General features: G+C 67.9%; 20 protein-coding genes and 6 pseudogenes. 12 read left to right on the forward strand and 14 right to left on the reverse strand.

Going from position 1 to position 19,337, the window contains the following annotated elements:
- Window positions 1-27: 27 nt before the first annotated feature.
- Together ACZ4V1_RS29265 and ACZ4V1_RS29270 are read right to left on the reverse strand one after the other, a co-directional pair.
- Window positions 28-657 carry a hypothetical protein gene (locus ACZ4V1_RS29265; protein WP_468341830.1) on the reverse strand — a complete coding sequence of 210 codons (630 nt, stop codon included), beginning with the start codon at window positions 655-657 and terminating at the stop codon, window positions 28-30.
- On the reverse strand, window positions 654-1,475 hold the full coding sequence (locus ACZ4V1_RS29270) for an ATP-binding cassette domain-containing protein (protein ID WP_468341833.1): 822 nt from the start codon (window positions 1,473-1,475) through the stop codon (window positions 654-656). The genes ACZ4V1_RS29265 and ACZ4V1_RS29270 overlap by 4 nt, the downstream gene beginning before the upstream one ends.
- 193 nt (window positions 1,476-1,668) lie before the next feature.
- Here ACZ4V1_RS29270 and ACZ4V1_RS29275 point away from each other — a divergent pair.
- Window positions 1,669-1,953: pseudogene (locus ACZ4V1_RS29275) on the forward strand (helix-turn-helix domain-containing protein); the annotation flags it as partial.
- A gap of 5 nt (window positions 1,954-1,958) precedes the next feature.
- On the opposite strand, the gene ACZ4V1_RS29280 reads toward ACZ4V1_RS29275, so the two are convergent.
- The 4 genes from ACZ4V1_RS29280 to ACZ4V1_RS29295 form a co-directional block, all read right to left on the reverse strand.
- Window positions 1,959-2,375: an IS630 family transposase gene (locus tag ACZ4V1_RS29280; RefSeq protein WP_468342015.1), complete on the reverse strand. Its 417-nt coding sequence runs from the start codon at window positions 2,373-2,375 to the stop codon at window positions 1,959-1,961.
- Between the two features lie 12 nt (window positions 2,376-2,387).
- Window positions 2,388-2,702, reverse strand: coding sequence for a hypothetical protein (locus tag ACZ4V1_RS29285; protein ID WP_468341836.1), 315 nt, complete (start codon window positions 2,700-2,702; stop codon window positions 2,388-2,390).
- Between the two features lie 276 nt (window positions 2,703-2,978).
- Window positions 2,979-3,779, reverse strand: a complete 801-nt coding sequence (locus ACZ4V1_RS29290; protein ID WP_468341839.1) for a hypothetical protein — start codon at window positions 3,777-3,779, stop codon at window positions 2,979-2,981.
- A 336-nt stretch (window positions 3,780-4,115) separates the two neighbouring features.
- Window positions 4,116-4,472: a hypothetical protein gene (locus ACZ4V1_RS29295; protein ID WP_468341842.1), complete on the reverse strand. Its 357-nt coding sequence runs from the start codon at window positions 4,470-4,472 to the stop codon at window positions 4,116-4,118.
- 538 nt (window positions 4,473-5,010) lie between these two features.
- On the opposite strand from ACZ4V1_RS29295, the gene ACZ4V1_RS29300 reads away from it, so the two are divergent.
- Entirely contained in the window at window positions 5,011-5,139 is a 129-nt protein-coding gene (locus ACZ4V1_RS29300) for a hypothetical protein (RefSeq protein WP_468341845.1), read from the forward strand.
- A gap of 108 nt (window positions 5,140-5,247) precedes the next feature.
- Here ACZ4V1_RS29300 and ACZ4V1_RS29305 read toward each other — a convergent pair whose 3' ends face one another.
- From ACZ4V1_RS29305 to ACZ4V1_RS29320, 4 genes and pseudogenes are all read right to left on the reverse strand, one after another.
- Entirely contained in the window at window positions 5,248-5,505 is a 258-nt protein-coding gene (locus ACZ4V1_RS29305; protein ID WP_468341849.1) for a hypothetical protein, read from the reverse strand.
- Window positions 5,502-5,811, reverse strand: a pseudogene (locus tag ACZ4V1_RS29310) (DUF6247 family protein). The gene ACZ4V1_RS29305 and the pseudogene ACZ4V1_RS29310 overlap by 4 nt, the downstream one beginning before the upstream one ends.
- 153 nt (window positions 5,812-5,964) lie before the next feature.
- Window positions 5,965-6,216 carry a hypothetical protein gene (locus tag ACZ4V1_RS29315; protein WP_468341852.1) on the reverse strand — a complete coding sequence of 84 codons (252 nt, stop codon included), beginning with the start codon at window positions 6,214-6,216 and terminating at the stop codon, window positions 5,965-5,967.
- Between the two features lie 76 nt (window positions 6,217-6,292).
- A complete protein-coding gene (locus tag ACZ4V1_RS29320; protein WP_468341855.1) occupies window positions 6,293-7,192 on the reverse strand; it encodes a LysR family transcriptional regulator in 900 nt (299 codons plus the stop codon).
- A gap of 132 nt (window positions 7,193-7,324) precedes the next feature.
- On the opposite strand from ACZ4V1_RS29320, the gene ACZ4V1_RS29325 reads away from it, so the two are divergent.
- The 5 genes and pseudogenes from ACZ4V1_RS29325 to ACZ4V1_RS29345 all read left to right on the forward strand — a co-directional run bounded on the left by ACZ4V1_RS29325 (window position 7,325) and on the right by ACZ4V1_RS29345 (window position 12,113).
- Complete coding sequence (locus ACZ4V1_RS29325) at window positions 7,325-8,203, forward strand: NAD-dependent epimerase/dehydratase family protein (RefSeq protein ID WP_468341858.1); 879 nt, start codon at window positions 7,325-7,327, stop codon at window positions 8,201-8,203.
- Between the two features lie 213 nt (window positions 8,204-8,416).
- A complete protein-coding gene (locus ACZ4V1_RS29330) occupies window positions 8,417-9,343 on the forward strand; it encodes a DMT family transporter (protein ID WP_468341861.1) in 927 nt (308 codons plus the stop codon).
- 93 nt (window positions 9,344-9,436) lie between these two features.
- Window positions 9,437-10,807, forward strand: a complete 1,371-nt coding sequence (locus ACZ4V1_RS29335; RefSeq protein WP_468341865.1) for an amidohydrolase family protein — start codon at window positions 9,437-9,439, stop codon at window positions 10,805-10,807.
- 219 nt (window positions 10,808-11,026) lie between these two features.
- Window positions 11,027-11,357: pseudogene (locus tag ACZ4V1_RS29340) on the forward strand (transposase); the annotation flags it as partial.
- A gap of 360 nt (window positions 11,358-11,717) precedes the next feature.
- Window positions 11,718-12,113 carry a hypothetical protein gene (locus tag ACZ4V1_RS29345; RefSeq protein ID WP_468342033.1) on the forward strand — a complete coding sequence of 132 codons (396 nt, stop codon included), beginning with the start codon at window positions 11,718-11,720 and terminating at the stop codon, window positions 12,111-12,113.
- 24 nt (window positions 12,114-12,137) lie between these two features.
- Here ACZ4V1_RS29345 and ACZ4V1_RS29350 read toward each other — a convergent pair.
- Window positions 12,138-13,508, reverse strand: a pseudogene (locus tag ACZ4V1_RS29350) (NF041680 family putative transposase); the annotation flags it as partial.
- Window positions 13,509-13,737: 229 nt separating this feature from the next.
- Here ACZ4V1_RS29350 and ACZ4V1_RS29355 point away from each other — a divergent pair.
- Window positions 13,738-14,187 carry a nuclear transport factor 2 family protein gene (locus tag ACZ4V1_RS29355; protein ID WP_468341868.1) on the forward strand — a complete coding sequence of 150 codons (450 nt, stop codon included), beginning with the start codon at window positions 13,738-13,740 and terminating at the stop codon, window positions 14,185-14,187.
- 21 nt (window positions 14,188-14,208) lie between these two features.
- Here ACZ4V1_RS29355 and ACZ4V1_RS29360 read toward each other — a convergent pair whose 3' ends face one another.
- Both ACZ4V1_RS29360 and ACZ4V1_RS29365 read right to left on the reverse strand, forming a co-directional pair.
- A complete protein-coding gene (locus tag ACZ4V1_RS29360; protein ID WP_468342018.1) occupies window positions 14,209-14,733 on the reverse strand; it encodes an IS5 family transposase in 525 nt (174 codons plus the stop codon).
- Window positions 14,658-14,936, reverse strand: coding sequence for a hypothetical protein (locus ACZ4V1_RS29365; protein ID WP_468341872.1), 279 nt, complete (start codon window positions 14,934-14,936; stop codon window positions 14,658-14,660). The genes ACZ4V1_RS29360 and ACZ4V1_RS29365 overlap by 76 nt, the downstream gene beginning before the upstream one ends.
- Before the next feature lie 163 nt (window positions 14,937-15,099).
- On the opposite strand from ACZ4V1_RS29365, the pseudogene ACZ4V1_RS29370 reads away from it, so the two are divergent.
- The 4 genes and pseudogenes from ACZ4V1_RS29370 to ACZ4V1_RS29385 form a co-directional block, all read left to right on the forward strand.
- Window positions 15,100-15,467, forward strand: a pseudogene (locus ACZ4V1_RS29370) (transposase); the annotation flags it as partial.
- Window positions 15,468-15,607: 140 nt separating this feature from the next.
- A pseudogene (locus ACZ4V1_RS29375) lies at window positions 15,608-15,787 on the forward strand (transposase family protein); the annotation flags it as partial.
- 1,000 nt (window positions 15,788-16,787) lie between these two features.
- Window positions 16,788-17,687, forward strand: coding sequence for a hypothetical protein (locus ACZ4V1_RS29380; protein WP_468341875.1), 900 nt, complete (start codon window positions 16,788-16,790; stop codon window positions 17,685-17,687).
- A gap of 71 nt (window positions 17,688-17,758) precedes the next feature.
- Entirely contained in the window at window positions 17,759-18,217 is a 459-nt protein-coding gene (locus tag ACZ4V1_RS29385) for a hypothetical protein (protein ID WP_468341878.1), read from the forward strand.
- On the opposite strand, the gene ACZ4V1_RS29390 is transcribed toward ACZ4V1_RS29385, so the two are convergent.
- A complete protein-coding gene (locus tag ACZ4V1_RS29390) occupies window positions 18,162-18,659 on the reverse strand; it encodes a hypothetical protein (protein ID WP_468341881.1) in 498 nt (165 codons plus the stop codon). The genes ACZ4V1_RS29385 and ACZ4V1_RS29390 overlap by 56 nt on opposite strands.
- Between the last annotated feature and the right edge of the window lie 678 nt (window positions 18,660-19,337).

Raw genomic sequence — 19,337 nt, forward strand, 5'->3', positions numbered from 1 at the left:
AACACAGCCCACTCAGCATCCGAAAGCTCATGACGACGCACCACGACAAGCATGATCCCTCATCACTTGAGCACCTTTGAAGACGACTCCTAGGGCATCCGTGGAGTCCGAGGTGTTCTGCAAGTGCGTGAGCATGATGTTGACCGGGGAAACGCCTTTGCCCAGCAGCACGGCCAGTAGGAGCACCAGGGCGAGGACGAGCGCGTAGCCGTGCCGTCGGAACACCAGCCGTGAGCAGACCAGTCCGATGGCCATGCCGGTGAAAGCGCAGGTGAGTTGGGCCTCGGTCCCCAGCACCAGGTCCGCAAGGCCGGGTGTGTGGTTTCCGAACATCAGCGGCAGCACCAGACCGGCAGCCGTCAGCAGCAGGCACCACACGGCGGCCGTCCCGACCGTCGCGAGCAGAACGCGTAGATGGCTGCCGGTGCTGACGACGACGATCGAGCGGTGCGCCTGGTCCTCGAGACCGATCAGTGCCATGGTCAGCCAGACCGAGCACGGCAGCATGGCCCCGGCCACCGAGGCGTAGGTCGCGGTGAGCGGGCCGGCGTCGCTGCTGGTCAGCACGGCCACCAGACCGAGGAACAGCAGCAGCGGCGCGAGGTAGCGCTGGGAAAGCAGCAGCACCGTGAACATGTAGCGGACCAGGGCGATCACAGGGCGGTTCTCCTCGCATCGAACCGGTGATCGTGTTCACCCGCGGCCCCGGTGAGGCCTGCCACCGACCACCGGTGCCGCAGCGCCGTCAGCAGTACCGCGTCCGAGTGCTCCCGCGACACCCGCAGGATGATCGCCCCGCCGCGCCGGGCGGAGTCCGCCACCCCCGGCAGCGCAGACCAGTTCACCTCGACCGGCATGACGCCGGTAGGCGACACCGTCAGGACCAACTCAACCATCGAGGCCCGCCCCCCGGCGCGCCGGCCGCCGCGCAAAATGACCCGGCCGTCGCTGATGACGTAGACGCCGCCGGCCTGCGTCTCGGAGATCGCCTCGCGGTGGTCGGTGAAGACCACCGCCCCGCCCTGTGCGGCCACTTCGTCGATGAACTCGGCGAGGACCCTGTGGGCCGAGGCGTCCAGACCTGACCAGGGCTCGTCAAGGACCAGCAGGTCGGGCTGGACGAGCAGGGCCTGGGCGAGCGCCACCTTCTGCGCGTTGCCCTTCGACAGCGTGCGCAGCGACGCATCCCGACCGCCCACCAGGGACAGCCGCTCCAGCAGGTGATCGCCCCGGGTTCGAGCGGCGGAGGCCGACAGGCCACGAATGCGCCCCATATGGGTAAGGTAAGAGATCGCCGAGATACGGTCGTGGGCGGTGAAGCGGTCCGGTACGTAACCGATGTGCGGTGGTCGGCCCGACATGCTTCCGGAGGTGGGCTGGGTCAGTCCCACGAGGATCCTCAGCAAGGTCGACTTCCCTGAACCATTGCTGCCCACCACCGCGAGAACGTCACCGGCCGAGACCTTCATGTCCACGTCGCGGAGGATCCATCGTCCTCGGCCGTAACGTTTGCCGACTGCCTCGCAACGCAGCAACTCGTCCTCCCTGTGGCCTACGCGCTGGCCCTTCCAGCCCGGCGGGCGGGCTTGACAGTTGAGCTGACAGGCAGGTGAAACCCCTGGTAGATGGCTTTCGACCTAGAGAACCGTCTCCCACCAGAGGCTTCGTGTGCTTGTCTACCCGTCCGGCGTCGACGTGTCCAGCTCTGCCCTGCGCTTCCTGTCCGCCAAGCTCCGCCAGCATCGGCTGGAGCTCGGCACCCGCTGGCGGCGCCTGAGTCCGGGTCGGCAGGCCCTGCTCACGCTCGCCCACCTTCGCAACGGTCACCCGTATGCCCAGCTCGCGGCCGGGTTCGGTGTCGGGACCACCACCGCCTACCGGTACGCGACCGAGGCTGTCGAGCTCCTGGCCGGCCTGGCGCCCACCCTGGCCGACGCGACACGGACCGCGTCTATTGATCAGAAACTCATGGGGTTCTCGTTCAAGACGTAGCGGACGTGCGGGCCGTCGAAGTAGCCGCGGACGATGTGCGGCTGACGCTGGCGTTTGTGGAAGAAGCGGCGGGTCTCCGCGGCGAGTTCGGCTTGGTTCCGGGCCCGGTGCTGCTTGGGCAGGCTGTGCTTGAGGTCCGCGTTGACCAGCTCGTCGGGGTTCAGCTCGGGCGAGTACGGGGGCAGGAAGTGCAGCTCGATGTCGTCGGGGTGGACAGCCAGCCAGTCGCGGACCTTCCTGGAACGGTGGGCGGAGTGCCCGTCGACCACGAGATGTACCTTGCGGTCGAAGTGGCCGGCGAGCCGGTCGAGGAAGCGGCACATCACCTCGGCGGTGAAGCTCTCGGTGAAGACCATGAAGTGCATCCGCCCCTTGGTGCTGATCTAGGACCCCACTCAGGGCGCGCTATTACGTTGCCGATGACCAGGCGTGCGCTGACTTACTGCGATCACGATGATGCCGGTCACCATGAGCACGCTGCCGGTCAGGGTTCCCCACTGCCGGGTGTCGAGGTCGTCGGTCATCAGCCCGAAGACCGCCTGACAGCAAAGGGCGATGGCAATCACCAACTGCCCCCAGCCGTAGACCTGCGGGCGGCGGATGGGTTGCCGGTTCGTGGGAAGCACCCATCCGCGAGTAATCGCCGCTACCCCCGAGGCGGCGATGAGCAGCGCCAGCACAACGACCGGTATGCCGAAGTAGAGCCTCATGTTCCCTCCCTGCGCGCCAGGCCCACGCCGGACACCGCGTGATCATGACACCCCCTGTGTCGTGCGTTCATGAGCTTCCTTCCGGGTGGTGGCGTCCGGGGTGGGCGCCGACGGGTACGGACCGCTGGAGCCTCTGGGCTGCAACAACGTCAACCGGATAAAGGCGATCACGCGCTGGCCGGGCATGCCGCGGGTGGGCGCCCAGGCCACCGCCGCACAGCCGAGGGCGAGGAGGCGGGCCCGGCTCGCGTCAGGTGCTTCCATAGTGTGCGCCCGTCAGACCGTGTGCACCGGCGGCCGGGCGTGCCGCCCGGTGCTCCGCTGTTGCTGGCGTTGCACGACCCACCGCACCAGCGGCAGCAAGCCCAGCCACACCACCAGCATGACCGGCACGTTCGTGAAGTCGCCCACGACCAGGGACGGAAGCGCGCACAGGGCCGCTCCGGCCGCTTCCTTGCCCCGCGTCACGAGTGTGGCGGGCAGGCCCCTCACAGCGTGGCGCCGAGCCCGGGCCAGGGCTGTTCCTCCCGCGTACAGGCTGTACGCGCCGCCGCAGATCACCGCCAGGGCGAGCGCGCACACGAAGACCGGCTCGCCCTCCGGCGTATCGGCGGTCTCCTGGGATATCTTGCCCTGCCGCACTTCGGTCGCGTAGTCCCGCCACATGGTGACCGTCACGTCATCACCGGGACGCAAGCGCTTGAGCAGCGGCTCCGAGTCGCCCATGCCGATGCTGCGGGGCACACGTGCTGGGCCGGTCAGGTACAGCGTGTACTCCGATGACTTGTTCTGCTCCTTGATCACCGTGCGGATCACGGTCGCGTCGAAGGAGCGCAGGCAGTCGTCATGGGGAGAGGACGGGGTGGTGCAGGCAGTCGCGGTCCCGAATGCCTTCTCGTCCTCGATCAGGTCCGGCACGATGGCCAGCCCCGCGGCACCGAGGAGGAGCATCGCGACACCGAGCAGCGCCGCGCCCAGCCCCCACACGCGATGCCAGACAGTACGCCGCCGGACGTCGCCCGGCTCGGGCGGCAGGCTGATGCGGTGGTTCACGCGCGGGTTACCGCGCGGCGGCATGACTGCGTCCTCTAACGCGGCCCCGCAGGGTGAGCACGGATACGGAAGCGGTCGCCGACGCGCCCGTCGCCAGCGCGTCCGCGACGTACCGGCCCAACTCCGGCCGCAGGATATCGACGAGGCCGAACAGTACGGCAACCCCTACAAGGCCAGCCGCGAACCCGGCAGGCCAGGAACGGTGCCGCGCCCAGGACCACTGCATGAGCCCGGCGCCGATGAAGAAAGCAACGGACAGCTGTGGCTCTCCAAGGGCCGCACTCGCGGTGTACCCCAGGCCGCTGACCACCCAGCATGCCGCGGCGACCAGCGCAGCCTCGCGCCAGGAGACGGATCGTCTCACGCCCGCCGCCTGCCCTTCACAGTCCGCGTCCGGCGGCGCGCCCACCGCCGGGCAACAAACGCCGCGACGATCGAGCCGACCACGAGCGGCCCGGCGACCCAGCGGATCACATCCGCCGCCCAGCCGGGCTCCCCGCCGGTCATCAAGGTGATCGTCTCGATGGAGAGGGATACCCCCAGCAGGACAAAGCCGAGCCCCCAGGTGCGGACTACGCACACGGGTCCCCGTATGGGCTCCGGTGGCCGGCGCGGCCGGATGACGGCCCCACATCCGAGCCACACACAGCCCAGTCCCACGGCCACCACGAGCATGTCCATCACCCTGTCGAACACCCCGGCCACGGTCCCGAGCATCTGTCCCTCCCTCCGCCTGTCACGTCCTGTGGGCCTCAGAACAGCAGGTCCGCCCCCGGCTCATCATGATGGCTGCCCGTGCACTGCCGCTCACCCACCGGGCACGGCAAACGACCTGCCCAGCTGCTTTCCGGAACCCGGCAATGTGCGTGACAACGGCCCTGGCCCCGCATTCTTCGAACAGCGTTGTCTTCCGGGTCGCGGCAGCATCTGGTGATCGCGCTGCTCGCAGACGTCCCTGAACAGCATCGGTGTTGCCCCGATGACGGCTGGTGGGCGTTGGTCCGGCCGAGGGCCGGATCATCAGCTGCCATATCCTGCCGCGACGGCGAGCTGACCTTCGCGATCACGGTCGTGTGCTCCCGGAAACCCCAGGGGCCTGGCCTGCCCGGTACAGGCTCTACTCCCCAAGTGGTCCGACTTGGACCCACATGCACCATGCTTCAGCTGGAACCGCAGGAAGATCTTACGATCCGACATCACAAGAAGGAGTAGACGGATGCCCGGAAGACGCTTTTGGGGACTCATCGTCCTGTCCGTGACCGTTGTCTTCTGCACCATCGGCTACTACCTCAACGACTACAGCCCGAGTGGTCCTTGGGGCCTCGCGGGCCTGGCCTGCGGCCTGATCACAGTCCTCGCGATCAATAAGCTCCAGAACAAGTAGAGAAACCGCCGTGCTGCCATCCACAGTTCCCGGCTGGTTCGCGGCCCGCTACGATGCGCAGGGGCCCGGCAGCTGCAATGCCGGGGCCGGGCCGTTGCCACAGGGTGGCTACCCGAGCCAGACGATGTTCAGGACCGTCAGGCTGTGCCGGGGCCGGTTGCCCCAGAAGGTGACGGAGAGCTGGCCGACGGCCGCGTAGCGGACGTCCTCGCCTTCGTCGTCGGTGTCGAACTGCCGGAAGCCGAACGGATCGTCGGAGGCCGCGGCGAGGATGTCCCACACGGTGTCCACCGCGTGCTCGGGCAGCGCGTCGAGGACCTTGGCGGCCGGGGTGGAGACGCGGACCGCGTACGGCGACGGGCTCACCCGCGACGGCGGCGGAGCTCCGCCAGGTCGACGGCGTCGCTGTCGTCGTAGCCGGAGGCGACGAACGCGTCGACGGCCGGGGCGTGCGCGATGCGGCCCTGCCAGTCCTGGAGAACCTCGTAGAGCCCGGCCAGGGAGAACGTGCGCCGGGATTCCTCGAGGGCGGCAGACCACTCGCGCTCGAAGGCCGGCACCCACGTCGCCGCGCGCTTGTCGGCGCGCAGCTGGGCGAGGAGTTCGGCCGGCGCCCGCCCCGGGCGCGGGGGCGTACGGCGTGACGGGGGCGTGGTCGGGCTGCGCGCTCATCTGGTCCTCCCGGCGGATCCTGCCCTCACGGTACGCGCGCAGGCAGGTTCGCGGGCTGGACGGTATTGATTCGTACCGCTCGCGGCAGTTCTTCCGCAAACGCCAGCGTCAGCCGCACATCGTCCGCGGCTACTTCGGCGGCCCGCACATCCGCTACGTCTTGCACGAGAACCCCATGAGTTTCTGATCAATAGCCTCCGCGGGGAGCAACCATCCAAGATCCGCCGGACAGGGCCTAGCCTGCGGAAGATCGCGAAGGAGACCGGGCTGAACCGTCGCACGGTCACCAAGTATCTGTCGGGGCGAGGTGCCGGTCGCGCCGCCGGAGAGGGCCGCGAACCGATACGTGGTTGCCTCGGGCTCGTGCTCGATCTCCATGAACGCCTTCAACCGGAGCTCAGTCATGAGCAAGCGCCCCGTTCCACTTCGACGCGGAGCCCGGTGGATCTGGGGACGTGATGCGGATACGGCCGGGGATGCCTCAGAACACGCGGTCGCGGCGGATGTGGTGCGGGATCAGGTCGAGGAAGGCGTGCAGCGCCCGCGTCGGCGGACGCGTCGCAGAGGTGACCACGCTGAGCGTCCAGGCCAGTCGGGCGTCGGCCAGAGGGACGGTACTAATGGCGTCCCCGGCCGCCGCGGCGAATTCCGGGGGCAACAGCGCCACGCCCAGGCCGTGCGCCACGAAGTCCGCGATCGTGGTGATGTCCGACACCTCGATGAGGACCTGTCGGAACAACTCCTCCCTCGTGAACGCGTCATCGACGATCTGGCGTTGCCCGAAACCTGCGGGCATGTCGATGAAGGTTTCCCCGGCGACGTCACTGAGCCGCACGCTCCTCCGGCGGGCCAATGGGTGATCGGCGGGGACCAATAGCTGAACCTCGTACCTCTTGATGGCCCTCGATCTGAGGTGTGCGTCCTTGATGTCGGCTCCCACGAAGGCCACGTCGACGTGGCTCTCCTTGATCCGCTCGATCAGCCCGGAGGTTCCCCGCGGGGAGGTCTCGGTACGCAACCGGACCTCGGGGTGACGCCGGTGAAATGCACCGGCCAGCGCGGGTACGTCGATTACCGTCAGCCCGCTGAGGACGCCCACAGTGAGGCTCCCACGCAGCCCCGTGGAGAGTGGCTCCACTGCCGCCCGGGCCCGGTCGAGTACCTCGATCGCGGTCCGCGCCTCGGGGAGGAACGCCGAGCCGGCCTCCGTCAGTCTGACCGACCGCGTGGAGCGGAGAAGCAGCTCGGTCCGGAGTTCGTGCTCCAGAGCCTTGATGCCGGCGGAGAGCGTGGACTGAGTGACGTGCATCCGCTGGGCCGCCCGCGTGAAGTTCAGCTCTTCAGCGACGGTGATGAAGTACTCCAGCCGCTTCTGGTCCACGTCCATCCCTTATTAATCGATGTATCCGATTGAGCATTCGAAAACATTCGTTGGACACGATAGCCGGGCGGAGCGACTGTTGCCATGCGGGCCAACACCCCGACCAGGAAACGTCAGCGAAAGAGGATGACCATGCGCGTACTGCTCACTGGCGGCACCGGCTACATCGGAGCCGCGGTGCTCGATCGGCTCATCTCCGGCGGCCACCAGGTAACCGCCGTGGTCCGCTCCGCCGAGAAGGCCGAGCTGGTGCGGGCCAAGGGCACCGAGCCTGCGGTCGCCGACCTGGCAGACGGCGTCGCCCTGGAGGAACTCGCGGCTGCGAGCGACGGCGTGATCCACGTGGCGTCGCCGGGCGACGAAACCAGCGCGACCGTCGACGAGGTGGCCGTCACCAGCTTCCTGCGCGCGCTGCGGAACACGGACCGGCCGTTCGTGTACACCACCGGCGTCTGGCTGCACGGCAGCGGTTCGGCGATCACCGAGTCGGCCGGCATGAACGCCCCACGGCTGACCGCTTGGCGGGCGCCGCTCGGCAAGCTCGTGAGCGACGCGCAGGGCGTCCGAACCTCGGTCATCGCACCGGCAGTGGTGTACGGCCACGGCGGCGGTTTGCTGAACCTCGTCGCCACCGGTCCTCGAACCGCCGGACACACCCCGGCGCTCACCATGATCGGTCCCGGTGACCAGCACTGGAGCACCGTGCACGTGGACGACCTGGCCGAGCTGTACGTGCTCGCGCTGGAGAAGGCCCCGGCCAGTTCGTACTTCATCGGCGCCAGCGGCGCGAACCCGACCGTACGGGAGATCACCGAAGCCGTGAGCCGCTCTATCGGCCTGGCCGGACGCGTCGAGCCCGAGCCGGTCGTGCAGACGCTCGACCGGCTCGGCCTGCTCGGCGAGGCCCTTCTCCTTGACCAGCAGGCATCGGGCGACACGGCCCGGCGTGTCCTGGGCTGGTCCCCCACGGGGCCGTCGGTCCTCGACGACATCGCGCGTACGGGCTTCTGAGAGACCCGGGCCCCGCCCAGGCGGGACCCGACCGACCATCAGCGGCCGGGTCGACCGGGCCCTGTCCGGCCGCCGCAACCCTTCTTGAGGAACTTCGACATGAGTACTCCCACCGCACCACCCGGGTCAGGTCATCGCCGCCCTTCTGGGCCCGGTCCCCAGCCGACGCAACAGTCCCGCCCATCCGTGCCTCGCGGCGGCTCGCTGGCCGTCGTGGCAGCCATCGCAGCCGGCATGGTGATACCGGTACAGGCCCGTCTGAACGGCGAGCTGAGCCATCGCCTCCACGACGGCATCGCCGCGGCGGCGATCAGCTTCTCGGGCGGACTCGTCCTGCTGTCCTTCCTCGCGTTCTTCTCCCCCAGGCTGCGCGGTGCGCTGCGCAGCCTCGGGGACGCTTCACGGGACGGCCGGCTCCCCCGCCGGTACCTGCTTGCCGGTGTGCTCGGCGGCACGTTCGCCCTGGCCCAGTCCACCGCCGCGCTGGTCACTGGAGTCGCCGTATTCACAGTGTCGGCCATCGCCGGTCAGACCTTCGGCAGTCTGATCGTGGACAGCCGGGGAATCGGCGGCGGCCTGCGGCAGCGCCCGGGCGCTGCCCGGCTCACGGGAGCGGCCGTCATTCTGGTGGCCGCAGTCGTGTCCGCCCTGCCCCGTTTGGCCGACACCCTCTCGCCGGTCACGATCATCCTGCCGGCCCTCGCCGCCATCGCCGCCGGCTTTCTCCTCGGTGTGCAGCAAGCCCTGAATGGAGCGACGACGGCCGCTTCGGGCTCGCCGCTCGCCGCGACCTGGCTCAACTTCCTTGTCGGTGCGGTGTTCCTCGTCGCGGCCTGGGGGGTGAAAGCACTCGTGCAGGGGACCCCGGGGCACCCGCTGCCCACCAGCTCGTGGGTCTACCTCGGCGGTCTGTGCGGCGTGGTGTTCATCGGCGCCTCGGCGTTCCTGGTGCGCCGGATCGGTGTCCTGCTGCTGAGCATGGCCTCTATCGCGGGGCAGCTCACTGGTTCGATCGCCCTGGACTTCCTGGTCCCTTCGGGCGGCCGATCCCCCTCCGTCCTCACCATCCTCGGCGCGTTGCTCACGTTCGGTGCCGTCTGGATTGCCTCCCGGCGCCCACGTGGCACCCCCGCGAAGTGATCCACATCCGCGCCTGGACCGGACGCGGACCCGTCCCCCTCCCTCTCGACGGACAAACAACACAGTGCCCCCACGGCACGAAAGGAACCACACGTGTCCCAGAACCAGCCGCAGAACAAGGAACGCATCCTGATCAAGGGCGCGTACCTGATGACGCAGGACGATCAGCTCGGCAACTTCGTGGGCGACGTCCTCCTCGCCGACGGCAGGATCCTTGAGATCGGCCGGGACCTGTCCGACGACCCGGCCAGGGTCATCAACGGCACAGGGAACGCCGTGCTGCCCGGTTTCATTGATACCCACCGCCACAACTGGCAGGGAGCACTGCGCAACCTCGGCCCCGCCTGGACCTACCAGGAGTACCGCAGCCAGGTGCAAATCGGCCTCGGACAGTACTTCGATCCCCGGGACGTACACGTCGGCAACCTGGCGGCGGACCTGATGTCCCTCGACTCCGGGGTGACGACCGTGCGGGACGAGTCGCACATCAGCAACAGCCCCGAGCACTCGGACGCGGCGATCGCCGCGCACTGGGAATCGGGCATCCGCGCCGTCTTCGACCACGGCTGGCCGTCGACGGAGGCCGAGCAGTGGCAGTTCGGCAGTGACCGCACTCATCCCGACGACATTCGGCGCATCCGCAACGAGGTGCTCTCCGACGACTCGGCACGAGTGACCCTCAATGCAATGCTCCGCGGACCGGAGCTGTCCACCCCCCAGGTGTCCGAGCATGACATCCGGCTCGCCCGTGAGCTGGGCCTGCGCATCAGCATGCACGTGGGCCTCGGCGAGTGGGGGGCGGAGCAGCAGGCCGTACGGCAGCTGGAGCGGGCCGGGCTGCTCGCCTCGGACATGACATTCATCCATCTGTGCACGTCGACCGACGAGGAGCTGAGAATGCTGGCCGCACGCGGCGCCACCGCGTCCGTGGCCGGCGCCCTGGAGGTCTTCATGCCGGGCCTGGGCCAGCCGGCCACCAACCGGCTGCTGGCCGCCGGTGTCCGCCCGAGCCTCAGCGTGGACACCGAGACGATCGTGAGCGGTGACATGTTCGGCGTCATGCGGGCAACGCTCGCCTATCAGCAACTGATCCTCGCCGGTGCGGCCGGACCCATGGACCGTACTCCTGGCCTACCCACGTTCAACGCCGCCGACTTGCTGTCCTTCGCGACCATCGAGGGCGCCCGGGCCGCGGGCATCGACGACAGGACCGGCAGCCTGACCCCGGGCAAGGAGGCCGACCTGATCATGATCCGCCTCGATCACGCCAACATGCTGCCCGCCACGGACGTCGCGGCCACGATCGTCGCGGGCGGCCATGCCGGCAATGTCGACCTGGTCGTGGTGGCCGGTGACGTCCTCAAGGAGAACGGTGTGCTGAAGGGAGGCAACGCCGTCTTCGACGATGCTGCGGCCTCTCGGGACCGGCTCTTCCACGCCGCCGGTCTGCCGCTCCCGGTCTGAGCTGACAGCCTCTCAGGCGCGGGCCGACGCGAACGTCGGCCGACTGACAGATGCACGTCACCGTGGCGCACTGGAAGCTGCTCCGGCACGGCGACGTCCCGTGGCAGCAGCGCCGCGCACGCGTGCCACACACCCTCGCTGTCAGTTGGGACTGCTGCCCGGAGGGTTGGTTCCCGCATCATAAGACTTCATCTCATTTGGCTGGGTAAGCTGCCGGTCGTGGTGGGGATCGTTGAGCGGCTGGTGCCGGATGAGTTGTGGGAGTTGTTCCAGCGGCCACCGCCCTGAGGCCCCGTCGCGGCCTCAGGGCGGTGGCCGGCGTCGGCACGGTGACCGCGAAGTGCTGGCCGCGATCGTCTTCGTGGCGACCTCGGGCTGTACGTGGCAGCAGTTGCCGACTGCCTCCTTCGGGCCGTCCGGCGCGACGGCTCACCGTCGGTTCACTGAGTGGACGAAGGCCCGGGTGTGGGCCAAACTCCACCGCCTGGTCCTCGACGAGCTGGGATCCCGCCGGTGCGCGATCGACTCGGTCAACATGCGGGCCCTGAAAAGGGGGAGCCGACAGGCCATGCCGAGCTGTCGCTGGATCGCGCGGCGGCTGTGGCCGGCTGCCAGCAGCGCGTGGACGGCGGCGTGGTTGGACCGGGTTCGGTCGGCGAACCGGTGGCCCGTCGGCCACGAAGGCCAACCCGAGCGCGAACCGTCACTCAGCGTGCACAGGTCACAGAATCTGAGCCAGAGCCTGAGAACGGACAGCAGATGTTCACCACTTCGGGAGGCACCGCTGTCTGGCACTGTTCGATTGCGGCAGCAGCACTCGTGCCTCAACCTCCGTGGGCGCCGCGTCGGCTGTTGACGCCCTGCCGTGCCATCGAACACGGTTGCGGGGGCAAGGTGCGATCCTGCATGCATGAACCATCTGGGCGATGCGCACCTTCGCACCTGGACGCTGCGATTTATGGCCCTCCTCGCAGCCGACACCCAGGATCAACTGGCCTGGCTGGGCCTGCGTGAGCTGGAGACGAGGGACGTCGTTGAAGAGGTGGAGCTCCTCTGCCGCGTTTCCGAAGGGCTCGGGGAGCGCGGAGCCTTCGAGCCCGAGGATCTGCGCGATCTTCGGGCCATCGGCCGCCGCCTCGGCGAGATCGATACCGCCTGCCGTGTCGGCCTCTGGGCCAATGCCCTGGCCACAGATCGGGCGTGGGACGACATCCGTCCTCTCGCCCGCCGTTTTCTCCTCACGACACTGGGCGACTGGCGTCAGCCACTGCCACGCCCCGTGCGCTCGTACACGGGCGGCCATTGAGCACGTCCAGGCCGCCTGCGCGACTCCTGGTGGCCGCCCGGTGCCTGGGCGGGAGGGTTTCGGTGCCGGGGCTGGGCAGGCGGTCTGTGGGCGGATGTGCCGAGAGTCGCGATGGACGCGGGCAGGAGTGAGTCTGTCCGGAGAGCTCGGTTTCGCCCATGAGTGTCGACCGTCGGCGGCCAGAGTGCGGGCCAGCCGTAACTGGGTGTAGACAGCCAGGAGCCAGGTCCAGCGGTCGGCTGCCTCGGGAGTACGGATTTTGGGGCAGGTCCAACCGAGGGTCTGTTTGGACAGGCGGAAGGTGTGCTCGATGTCGAAGCGGCGGAGGTAGGCCTGCCAGAGGCGGTCGATGTCCGCGCTGTCGGCGTCGGTGCCCGACCACCACAGCCAGACCGGTTCGGGAGTGGCTCCACCGGCAAGTGGTCGATGTCCAGGCGGATCACTGTGCCCTCCACGATCGGCAAGGTCCCGTCCGCTGCCGCCCAGGACGAGCGGTGGGTCAGTTTCGGATGGAGCCGGTCCCAGGAACGGACGAGAGCGGTGCCGTAGAGGCGGGTGCCGTAGAGGCGGGTGCCGTAGAGGCGGGTGTCTTTGAGGGTTTCGACGTCTGATGTGCCCCAGGTGCCGGGCTTGCCGAAGACGAACTCGCCGCCGTGCCGGAGTGGCCGGTCCAGGGTGTGTGGCTGCCGGGGCGGGACGGACCTGCGCATGACGCGGTCGGATCGCATCCCGGCCAGGACCTGGACGGGTAGGTCACTGAGCAGGAAGGCCAGACGGGGTGCGTCATAGCCGGCATCCGCGATGATGAGGATGCCCGGGTCGCCCGGCTGCCACTGGTTCACGGCGATGAGTCGTTCGACCAGGTCACGCAGTTGTCTTGCGGTGACGGTGGCGGTGTCGTCGCCTGGTGCCAGACGACGCGCGTCCAGGGGCGCGGTCCAAGAGCCGCGGCCCGGCTCGAACGCACAGACGATGGAGTAGGGCCAGCCGGGGACAGGAATGTGCTGGTCCTTGCCTCGTCCGTAGGTGTGGCAGAGAATCCGCTCCGGTGAGGTGTGGGCAGCGGGCCACAGCCAGCAGGTGACATCCACGGCCCGGACCAATCGGCCGTCGACGGCTCGCGGCAGCGGTGCCGAGGCCAGTGTCTCCCGCAGGCGGTCGGTATTGATACGCCCCCGGGCAACAGCGGCATAGAGACCACCGTGACCGCGGCGATGCTCGCCCACCAACGACAGCCCGAACCAGTGACCCCACCAGCCCGTCCCCACACAACACAGCATCGGCCAACTCGAACAGCACATCCGAACGGGCGGTGAGGCTGGCATGGAACTCCTCCCGGAAGGATGACAGCCGGGCCAACGACTCCCGCCGAGCATCACTACGCAGCAGACTCATCCTCACGGCCTTCGTACTGAAGATGTGCGTTCCTTGGTCGGATCACATGTTCAGACGAGGGCCGCCTTGCTGTAAGCCACTCCCCTGACCGAGCGATCAAGTTCGACGCAGCACTCGAGGCACCGAGTTAAAGATCAAACTAGGGCGTGTTGCGGAAGTGTGGACCGCGCCGCACAACGATGTCTGATTGCCGCCAGAAGGATTTGCCTGTAGTCGTCATGCTGGCGGCATGACGATGTCATCCACTACGGACTCAGTAACAGTCCTCACCGGCATGTATGCGGCTGAGGCGGAGTATTTGGCAGCCGGAGGCCCTGGTACAGCTTCGTTCGATCTGCTCGCCCCCTTCTTTGCGCCGGATGTCGAGCTGCATCAAGCAGACGCTCTGCCCTACGGAGGCACGTGGCGTGGGCACAACGGCATGACGCAGTTCTTCCTCAGGATGGGGCAGGTGTGGGAGTCGTTCGAGATGGTGGAGCAGGAGTTTCTTGCCAACGGTGAGACTGCGGTCGTACTCACACAGGTCCGTGCTCGCGCTCGTGCGACCGGCCGTGAACTCAGCTTCCCGGTCCTGCAAGCGATCACGGTCAAGGATGGCCGGATCACCGAGGTCCGTCCGTTCTACTGGGACACGCGGGCTATCTCCGAAGCCTGCGCCATGCCGACACCGACAGACTGAGGTGGACCGCGAACCTGCTGGTCACGGCCACTCGTTGAGGACTGCCATTAGCACGGTCGCCTCGTAGCGGACGGCAATCTTGTCGTATCTCGTGGCCTCGGCCCGGTGACGCTTGAGGCGGTTGATCCCGCACTCGACCGCGTGGCGCTCGCGGTAGTCGGTCTTGTCGAACTTTGGCGGCCGACCGCCTCGGGAGCCAAGTTTCCGGCGGTTGCGGACCCGGTCCGCCGGGACCGGGGTGGTCGCCTTGATACCGCGTCTTCGCAGATACGCCCGGTTGCGGCGGGAGCCGTACGCCTTGTCGGCGCGCACCCGGTCCGGTCTCCTGCGGGGCCGACCAGAACCGATCCGCGGCACCCGGATCGCGTCCAGGACAGGTTCGAACTGCGGGGAGTCGCCTCGCTGGCCGGCCGTGATCAGCACCGAAAGGGGCTTCTGCCACTGCTCGACGGCAAGGTGGATCGTTGGGGTCAGCCCGCCTCGGGAGCGTCCGAGGCCGTGATCGGCCGGCTCGACGGCAATGCCGCCGGGCGGCTCCTTTTGCAGATCCCCTTTTCGCCGCCCCGGTGGTGTGCTGGTGGGCCCGGCACACGGCACACGGTGGAGTCGACGTTCACGTCCCAGGTGATCAGGCCCTTCGCATCCGCCTGGGCTTGGAGCTGGGTGACGATCCTGGCCCAGGTGCCGTCTCGCTGCCAGCGGCGGAACAGGTCGTAGACCCGGCCCCATGGCCCGTAGCGTTCCGGCACATCGCGCCAGGAGGCACCCGTCCCGGTCCGTCGCCGTCAGTTCACCACGCCCCACCGCCCGTTATCATCCATGCTTAAGATCCACTTTCACAACACGCCCTAGCCTTCTGAGTCAGGAATTCTGTTCAGATAACTAGCGAGGCGTTGGCCGGGTATGGACGTGATGCCTGAAGTCGGTTGTTGGCATGCCGAGTTGGAGTCGGTGTTCGCTCGGATCGCGGGCCGGTTCGGTCGGGCGGATCCGCGGTGGCGGATGCGGGACTACGCGCGGGGGCCTGCTGGCGCCGATCGGGCGGAAGAACGGGCTGGCAGCTGGCCGAGTGGGCCGGTCATCGGGACCCGGCGGGCCTACAGCACCTGCTGAACGGTGCACGCTGGGACGCCGACGCAGTCCGCGACGACGTGCGCGCTTACGTCGCCGAACGGCTGGGCCCGGGCGGAGTGCTGATCATCGACGACACCGGCTTCGTCAAGAAGGGCACTACCTCGGCCGGGGTGGGCCGGCAGTACACCGGAACCTCGGGGAGCTTGTAAATGAATAACTGAGCGTTTTCAGCGTGACCACTCATCGGGTGACGCCCGTGAGGTAGAGGCGAGTGCCGCAACGCACAAGTCTCCCGTGCCGTTGAAGGAGGTGTTCGACGTCTCAACCCACCGGCGCAGGAGCCATGTTGGTCCCCTATCCTGCCGCACTCGACCTCCCTCACCCCCTGGTCGAGTGGGTCACGATGCTCATCGTTACCCGCGAGGGTGACCGGCGGTGCAAGCTCCCGCCGCACCAGCGTGCGCTCGTCGCTCTGGTGTACTTGCGCCGCCACGACGCCCTGGCCCGCATCGCGGCCGGGTTCGGGCGAGGGTTTCGCGGTGTCGTGCGCCGAACGCGATGGTTGCCTCGGTCTCATCGGCGCTGACGCTCGCCAGTAGTCCGGGGGCGGCGTAGAACAGGTCGCTTGTGTAGGTGGGGAGGAAGGGGCTGAGGGGGACGGGGCGTAGGAAGTCCCACAGCGGTTCGAGGCGCTCGATGGGTATGACCAGGGCCCAGGCGTTGAAGGGTGCCGTGCCGCAGGCTTCGTTGAGGGTGAACTGGAGGAGGAACCGGCTGAGGGGTTCCGCCTCGAGGATGGTCTCCGGATCGTCGTCGCAGTGGGGGTCCTCCGTGAACCAGACAGGCGGATCGGAGTCCGTCGGCCCGTCCTGAGGCGGCCAAGCGATGGACCAGTCCCTGCACCCCTGGTTGTCTGTCGCGAAGACCAACTGACTGCCATGCGGTCTCTCTGCTCGTTGGGGCTGCAGGAGCACTGGGTTGCTGAAGCGGCGCAGGGCGGGACGCAGGCGAGCGAGGCGGTGGAAGGCGGCGAGCGAAGACGGCAGGCCTGCGAGATCACCGTCCGCGGGCGCCTTGGCATCCGGGTCGGCCTCCTCGGCGGGGTACCACCCCAGAACAAGCATCTCCAACGCACGGATGGGGTCCGTGTCGAGCTGGTCGATCCAGTCGACGTGCGGAAGCGGCCCGATGAGGGACGTAACTTCACCGGGCGACGACCAGGGGGACGGGGACAGTGTCATGGGCTCACCTTGCGGAGAGGGCTGGGTAGGGCTCGCCGGCCGTCCGCCCCCCAGGGAGCTTCCTGCGTTGCTGCCCTCACTCGACCTCACGGCATCACCCGATCAGGGACCACGCTGAAAACGCTCGCTGACTGCACAACCGACCAACGTCTGTGCACACACAGCAAAGTTGGGCTTCTCGCCGTCCTCTAGTCTTCTGCTGTCGAAGCGCGGCAAGTCCGCAAGGAGCGCCGCTGAGGAATCCGAGAGGAACGAGGGCACGGAGTGCGGAGGAAGAGAGGGATCTTGCTTTCGGCCGCCCTTCTGGCCTGCGTGACGGCCGGTTGCAGCAGCGACACGCGAAGCACGGCCGATACCAGTCGACAACACCAGGAACGAGCCGCCTCCACGCATGGCCCCCGGGTAAGGGACCTCACCCTCGCGGAAGAAGTGGAGATAGACCGCGCGGAGCAGGACCTCGTCACCCAGTGCATGCGGCGCGAGGGCTTCCGCTACTGGCCCCTGCCAGTGCTGAGCGTGCCGGCACGCAAAGTCGGCGCCTACGTCGTGGACGACGTCGCCTGGGCCCGCCAGTACGGCTACGGTCGGACTTTCGAAACCGCAGCCCAGAAGGCCAACCGCGACCATCCCAACATCACCTACGTCAGGGCGCTTCCCAAGAAGGAACGCGTCAGATACTCCAGGGCACTCGACGGGACCTTCACCGACACCATCACCATCGATCTGCCGTCCGGCGGTTCGGTCCGCACCCCGCGCGGCGGCTGCTACGCCCAGGTCAAGGAGCAGCTCTACGGGGATCATGCAACCTGGTTCCGCGCCAAGAAGACCGTGACCTCGCTGACGCCTCTGTACGTTCCGCGCATCCTCCAGGACGAACGTCTGATCAGCACCGTGGCGGCGTGGTCTCGTTGCATGAAGGCAGCGGGCCGGCCTTTTCAGAGCCCCGACGCCATCCGTCGCGAAAGGGAAAGCCTGATTCGCGGGATGACCGAGTCGCAGGCCCTGCGATCCGAATCCGCCCTGGCCGTGACGGAGGCCGAGTGCGCCCAACAGGCATCCCTCGGAAAGACCGCGCGTGCCCTGGAGGCGGAATACCGAGACAAGGTGGCACGCGACTACACCGAGGAATTCACCGCGTACCGGCAGATGAGGCTGTCCGCCCTTGCCCGGGCACGGAACCTCTGAAGCACACTCGCAACCCTCCCAAAAACCCGACCAAATGGTCGCGGAAAGAATCAATCTACAAGGAGTCCCTCATGCGCAAGCTCCCCGCCGTCCTGACCGTCATGGCCATGGCCGCCCTCGGAACTGCTCTCCCGGTCTCTACCGCGCATGCGGCCACGGCCTGCGACGACGCGTGGGATGGTGGTGCGACGCCCACCTACATGTACGCCTATGACGGCACCAACTGCACCAAATTCCTCGGAAAGGACGACGGCTGGGACTCCAACTGGGGCGACGGCATCGGGGATTATCAGGCTTCAGCCACCAACAAGGCCTCATCGATCCTCAACAGGGGTACGACGCTCGAAGTTCAGTTCTTCAACGGGACCGGCACGGGGTGGACCGGAGGCTACATCTGCCTGTCCCGCAACGAGGGGTTCGCCTCCAACCTTGCCGACGACGAGTTTTCCAATGGTGTCACGGTGAACAACGCCATCAGCTCGCACCGCTGGGTTGTCTACACCGCCTGCGGCAACAACTGGGCCGAATAGCGCCGACGATCAGACCCGCACGGCGCGTGGGGGCGCCGGCCTCGCGCCCCCACATACGCAGGTTCTCAGCCGTGCGACAGCCCTCCTTCGCGCCGGGCTGTGGGACCTGACGGCTGCTCTGGTGTCCTGCGCCGGAAATTCGTCGGCAGAGGCGGGCGAGGGAGTCGAGGATCTCTTCGGCTGTCTTGGTCCAGATGAACGGCTTGGGGTCTTCGTTCCAGCCCTTGACCCAGGCCCGGATGTCGGCTTCGAGCGCCTGGATGTTCTTGTGTGCGCCGCGACTGATCATCTGGTGGGCGAGGTAGCCGAACCACCGCTCGACCTGGGTGATCCAGGAGGAGCCGGTCGGGGCGAAGTGCAGCTCGAACCTGGGATGCCTGGCCAGCCAGGCGCCAGATCCCGGGCGACCGCCACGATCGGCGGCACCTCCGGCCCCGCACACGCCAGCACAATTCGGGCCCGCAGAGCCAAAGCCTGGGCCGACGTCGCCCGACGCGTCCACCGCTCCAACGTCGCACGCTCGTCCTCAGCCTCAGACAGCAGCAACGGTTCCAGCTTCGGGCCCCGACGAGGAACTGACGCACCAGCAGCAGAAGTCAGGCAACTACTAACGATCAACTACTGGCGCAGGACTAGAATTGACGCTGCTCACAGAGGACGACACGGTGTAGTCAGGCCTGTGATCGAAACAGAGGGGCCCGTCCCGGTACGACCATTCCACCCACACGGGCGGCGCACTCGCTAAACGCCCGACCGCGCCCCCCATCCACACCGTCGGCCTCCTCACCGCCATCGACCCCGCCACCGTCCAGCGCCTTCTCGGTGCGCACCGCATCCGACAACGCCCGCGGCATCCCCCCTCACGTTGTCCTCCGTACCCTGCCCGCCGCTGCCACCGTCCGCTACACCTTTACCCACCACCCCCCCTCGGCGGCACCCACACCCGCGCCACCCTCCTCGACCTCCTCACTCAGCTCCGGCTACTGCTGCGCCGCCGCGGCCAGGCCGCCCGCGCCCTCCCGTTGTCCCTGCGCTTCGCCGGCGGCACCAACTGGGGACAAGACCCGGCGTCCGCCGGAGGCGTCCGCGCACGACGGCGACCTGCGCACCATGGCCTCCC

Source organism: Streptomyces sp. NPDC028991 (assembly GCF_055564775.1).

Excerpts from the sequence above, each read along its gene's own strand:
- ACZ4V1_RS29285 (WP_468341836.1), bottom strand. The coding sequence starts at position 2,702 with ATGAGGCTCTACTTCGGCATACCGGTCGTTGTGCTGGCGCTGCTCATC.
- ACZ4V1_RS29290 (WP_468341839.1), bottom strand. The coding sequence starts at position 3,779 with ATGCCGCCGCGCGGTAACCCGCGCGTGAACCACCGCATCAGCCTGCCG.
- ACZ4V1_RS29295 (WP_468341842.1), bottom strand. The coding sequence starts at position 4,472 with ATGCTCGGGACCGTGGCCGGGGTGTTCGACAGGGTGATGGACATGCTC.
- ACZ4V1_RS29315 (WP_468341852.1), bottom strand. The coding sequence starts at position 6,216 with ATGACTGAGCTCCGGTTGAAGGCGTTCATGGAGATCGAGCACGAGCCC.
- ACZ4V1_RS29325 (WP_468341858.1), top strand. The coding sequence starts at position 7,325 with ATGCGCGTACTGCTCACTGGCGGCACCGGCTACATCGGAGCCGCGGTG.
- ACZ4V1_RS29345 (WP_468342033.1), top strand. The coding sequence starts at position 11,718 with ATGAACCATCTGGGCGATGCGCACCTTCGCACCTGGACGCTGCGATTT.
- ACZ4V1_RS29355 (WP_468341868.1), top strand. The coding sequence starts at position 13,738 with ATGACGATGTCATCCACTACGGACTCAGTAACAGTCCTCACCGGCATG.
- ACZ4V1_RS29385 (WP_468341878.1), top strand. The coding sequence starts at position 17,759 with ATGCGCAAGCTCCCCGCCGTCCTGACCGTCATGGCCATGGCCGCCCTC.